Annotated in this window: 6 protein-coding genes and 1 pseudogene; 3 read left to right on the top strand and 4 right to left on the bottom strand. The window is 67.6% G+C overall.

The genetic code is table 11. The annotated features are described in order from the left end of the window. Nucleotides 1-91 precede the first annotated feature (91 nt). Entirely contained in the window at nucleotides 92-283 is a 192-nt protein-coding gene (locus AB0N03_RS51950; protein WP_364388920.1) for an enolase C-terminal domain-like protein, read from the bottom strand. A 6-nt stretch (nucleotides 284-289) separates the two neighbouring features. Between AB0N03_RS51950 and AB0N03_RS51945 the strand changes: the two genes are divergently transcribed. Next, nucleotides 290-694 carry an IclR family transcriptional regulator C-terminal domain-containing protein gene (locus AB0N03_RS51945; protein WP_364388918.1) on the top strand — a complete coding sequence of 135 codons (405 nt, stop codon included), beginning with the start codon at nucleotides 290-292 and terminating at the stop codon, nucleotides 692-694. Nucleotides 695-724: 30 nt separating this feature from the next. Here the strand turns inward: AB0N03_RS51945 and AB0N03_RS51940 are convergent, their stop codons facing one another. After that, nucleotides 725-1,093 (bottom strand): MmcQ/YjbR family DNA-binding protein, encoded by a 369-nt coding sequence (locus tag AB0N03_RS51940; protein WP_364388916.1) that lies wholly within the window; start codon nucleotides 1,091-1,093, stop codon nucleotides 725-727. After that, complete coding sequence (locus AB0N03_RS51935; RefSeq protein ID WP_364388914.1) at nucleotides 1,090-1,485, bottom strand: MmcQ/YjbR family DNA-binding protein; 396 nt, start codon at nucleotides 1,483-1,485, stop codon at nucleotides 1,090-1,092. The genes AB0N03_RS51940 and AB0N03_RS51935 overlap by 4 nt, the downstream gene beginning before the upstream one ends. A gap of 223 nt (nucleotides 1,486-1,708) precedes the next feature. Between AB0N03_RS51935 and AB0N03_RS51930 the strand changes: the two genes are divergently transcribed. Both AB0N03_RS51930 and AB0N03_RS51925 read left to right on the top strand, forming a co-directional pair. Then, the gene (locus AB0N03_RS51930) at nucleotides 1,709-2,524 is read left to right on the top strand and encodes an AraC family transcriptional regulator (RefSeq protein WP_364388912.1); all 816 of its coding nucleotides are present in this window, start codon (nucleotides 1,709-1,711) and stop codon (nucleotides 2,522-2,524) included. Between the two features lie 91 nt (nucleotides 2,525-2,615). Beyond that, nucleotides 2,616-2,783, top strand: coding sequence for a hypothetical protein (locus AB0N03_RS51925; RefSeq protein ID WP_364388910.1), 168 nt, complete (start codon nucleotides 2,616-2,618; stop codon nucleotides 2,781-2,783). Nucleotides 2,784-2,834: 51 nt separating this feature from the next. Here AB0N03_RS51925 and AB0N03_RS51920 read toward each other — a convergent pair. Then, nucleotides 2,835-3,854 (bottom strand): annotated as a pseudogene (locus AB0N03_RS51920) (right-handed parallel beta-helix repeat-containing protein); the annotation flags it as partial. Nucleotides 3,855-3,994: the final 140 nt, after the last annotated feature.

Raw genomic sequence — 3,994 nt, 5'->3', positions numbered from 1 at the left:
GTACGACCGGCGCTTGCGAGCAGGCATGAGGACATCCTTTCAACAGGACGACTGGTCCTGCTAACTCGGTGTCCACTACCCGGGGTGAACCTCAGAGTCGTTCCAGGCCTTCCTGCCAGATCCAGTGTGTGTCCAGGGCGTTGTACTCACCTGGGGCGGCTGCGCCGCAGTGGGTGACCATGGCCAGGGAGATGTCGAAGTGGTTGTTGGAGTGACATCCCCAGGTCAGGCCCATCGCGTGACACAGCTGGGCCACGCGCACCGAGCCACTCGCGAATCCCACGAATACGTGCGCACGATAAGCCGGGTCGGCCGCCGCGTCCCGGCCCATGCCGGCGCGCTCGGCAAGGCGCTGCTTGCCGAGCGTTCCGACGCCGCGCTCACCAGCCTGACCGAGCCGTTCACCGCATTGACCGAGCACACGCACACCGGCCGCGCATCGCTGCTGGCCGACCTGGAGCAAGTGCGTGAGCGCGGATACTCGATCGAACACGAGGAGACAGTTCCGGGAATAGCAGGCTTCGGGTTCGCCTTGCGCTACGACACTCCCGCGATCGATGCGATCAGCTGCTCGGTCCCGCTGGCCAGGCTCACCGTGGATCACGAATCTCGCATCGTGTCCGTCATGCGGGAGGTCCAGGCGAAGATCGAGACGCTCCTGGCGCCCGCTTCAGGCACCCCTGACTGGCGTTGACCGGTGGTGTGTCGCTGCCAATGCAGGCGCTCATCGAGTACCGGGGCGGTCGCGTCGCGGCAGCCGCTCGACGACCAGGTCGTAGGAATTCGCGACCGCGTCAGCGACCAGTCGCTTGGTGATGCCGGGGCCCGGCCCCAGTGAGATCCAATGCCGTTTGTCGAGATAGCGGCCCGGTGTGATCGAGGCGTGGCCACGTTCGCGCGCGCGGGCGTATTCGGGTTCGCACTTGACCGTGATGATCTGGTCATCCGGATCGTCGGTGACGATCAAGAACACCTTGCCCGCCACCTTGTACACGTCCAGGTGCTCGGTGAACGGGTAACCGTGGTCCGTCCCGGGCAGCGCGAGGGCTGTGGCGCGCGCGGCGTCTTGGAGCCGGTCACCGGCCGCGCTCACCTGGCCGCCCGCGTGCCGCTGCCGTAGGTGTGCGGGTCGACGGGCTGCTCGGCCTTGGACAGGTGAGAGACCACGAGCAAGTAGGAGTCGGTGACGAGTTCCTCGACCAGCTTCTCGTCGACGCCTTCCCCTCCCTCCAGCGTGATCCAGTGCTTCTTGTTCATGTGGTAGCCGGCGGTGATGTGGCTGTTCCGGTTCCGCAGGGCGAAGGCCTCGCCGGGGTCCGCCTTGAGGATCACGACGGGGCGCCCCGGAACCTCGGTCATCAGCATGAATACCTTGCCGCGGACCTTGAACACCTCCCAGTCGGGGCCGAAGGGATGCTCCAGCTGAGCTCCGGGAAGTTCCTCCGCGCAGTCAGCGGCGGTCTTCTGCAGGGTCGATCCGTTCATGGTCGTGGGCCTTCTCCGGTGGTGACGGGCGGTGGCAGCGAAGGAAGCAGAGGGCGCGCCGCGGTCGCGGCAGCACGTCCCCATCCTTCCCTCGAAGTCGACCAAGAGGGCGGTAGGCTGCGGACACGTGATGGTCGACAAGCGACACCCCGGGGCGAGCCAACCGGTCGTGGTTCCGTTGTACGGTTTCCAGCCCCCGGTCGGTACTCCGTACGGCCTTGAGGTGATTACCGTCGAGGATTTCTTCGCCCAGCACGACGCCTGGCCGTGGAACCCGCCCCGTCCGGGCCGCGCCACCTTCCACTACCTGATCCTGGTCACCGAGGGTGAGCTGCAGCACGATGTCGACCACGTCACGCGGACCGTCGCGTCGGGCCAGTGGCTGTGGGTGCGTCCCGGGCACGCGCAGTGCTGGCATCCGCCCGGCGCCGCCCGCGGCCCGTTCATCCTGTTCGAGCCGGACGTGCTGACGCCCGCCACCGCCCGCCTCCTGGCCCCGTTCACCGCGCACGAGGCCCCCGCCGTGGTGAGCCCGCACCCCGATGACGCCCGCTGGCTCCGGCAGACGGCGTTCCAGCTCCTGGATGAACACCGCGCGCTCGGGCGCCGCCCTCTCGATGTCCACCACGCCCTGCGCCGCAGCCTCCTCGAATCGCTGCTGCTGCGCCTGGCCAATTCCCCCGGCATCGCTGCCGCCCACGCGACGGCCGGCACGGGCCGTGGTGACACCTATGGACGGTTCGTGGACGCCTTGGAGCTGCACTTCCGCGAACTGCACCGGGCTGTGGACTACGCCGAGCTGCTCGGCTGCTCGGTCCGCACCCTCAGCCGCGCCGCTCAGGGCGCCACCGGCAACGGGGTGCGTGAGCTCATCGACGAGCGGCGGCTGCTCGAAGCCCGGCGCCTGCTGGGAGGCGCCCGGTGGGATGCCCGGGCCGTGGCCGTCCATCTCGGTTTCACCGATCCCGCGAATTTCGGCCGCTTCTTCCGCAACCGCACCGGTCTCACCCCGGCAGCCTTCGCGGCCACCCTTTGTTGAACGACTTCTCCAACTCCAGGACGCTTCGTCGTAGGCCAGGCTGTCGCCCAGCTCGCGGAAGGCCTCGGCTTGGGCGAGGAGTTCCCTCGCCTTGGCTTCGGCGGCTTCGATGGCGTCCGCGCCGGCGACGAAGCGCTGCGGCGGCTTGTCCTGGCCGTCGATGGTGAGCAGGGCGCGGGCGAGCTTGGCGGGGTCGCCGGGCTGCTTGCCGTTCATGCTCTTCATGCCCTCGATCCTCGGGGCGGGCCGCGCGGCGTAGTCCTCGATGGACAGCTCGGGCCACGGGCAGGCGAGGAGTGGCTCTCCTTGCTCAACAGGGGCCCGCCACGCCGTCGAAGGAGGCGCAGTCGTCCTGGTCCCAGGGCGTCGCCTGCCACTGCTGGGCGCTCAGCGTGCGTGACGTGTCGCCGACGACGAAGGTCCACGGCCCGTAATAGGCGTTGCTGAACCAGTAATTGCCCTGGTCGTGTGTGATCGCGTCCTGTACGACGGTGCCGTGGTAAGGCGACCACGTCGGGTAGGTGCCGTAGTTCGACAGAAGGGCCATCCGGCCGCACACGCCGGTGGTGCAGCCGACGTGGGTAGGGTCGAACCGGAACGTGTTGTCGTGCACCTCGACGAGCTGGGTCTTCCAGCGGCAGTCGTCGTAGAGCGGAGTGGAGTCGATCGCAGGCGCGGCGCACGCAGTGACGTTGGGGACGAGCTTGGTGCAGGTGTTGCTGGAAGTGTTGGCGGGGCTGTTGCAGAACCGGTCGGCGTTCTCCCACGCGGTGATCCCGGACCAGTTGTCCTCGAAGGTGTTGTCGTAGATGTCGATCAGGTGCGTGCGTGCCGGCACGCGTGGTTCGCCGCCGGACTCCGACAGGTACACGCTGGCAGCGGGGAAGTTGTCGCCGCGATCGGACTTGCGTTTGCCGGAGACGAGCGCGTTGTGCCTCAGGACGTTGTCGCGGAAGACCAGGTTGTAGCTGATCTCGTAGAACAGGCCTTCGGCGTCGTTGTTCTCGATCAGGTTGTGCTCGATGAGGAAGTCGTTGTTGTTGGTATCGGCCCAGAGCCCGGCGCCGCGGTTGTCGTGAATCCAGTTTCCGCGGACGTCGGCCCGGTTGACGGCCCAGAACTTGACTCCGCCGCTGCACCCACAGCCGGGGCTCCGGGTTTCCCAGTCGTCGGTGTTGTTGCCGACGATTTCGTTGCTTTCGAGCACGAGGCCGGTGATCGTGTTGTCCGATCGGTAGGCGTTCATGCCGTATTGCCCGTTGGCGCGCAGGCAGTTGTGCCGCACGACCTGTCCGGCGCCGGCCATCAGGCCGGCGCCCGCGAGGTTTTGGCAGGGGGGGTTTTTGTTTGGGCCGGGTTGGGGCCCGTGTGGGGTGTGGAGTGCCCGGGGGGGGGGGGGGGCGGTTGTGTTGTTGTGTTTGTGTTTTGTACGCGAGTGGTTTGGGCGCCGGGGGCGGGGTCTCTCGCCCC

Origin of the sequence: Amycolatopsis sp. NPDC051061 (assembly GCF_040682935.1) — a bacterium.
Taxonomy (GTDB): domain Bacteria; phylum Actinomycetota; class Actinomycetes; order Mycobacteriales; family Pseudonocardiaceae; genus Amycolatopsis.
Note: the sequence above shows the minus strand (reverse complement) of the source record. Positions and strands in the feature narration are given on the sequence as shown.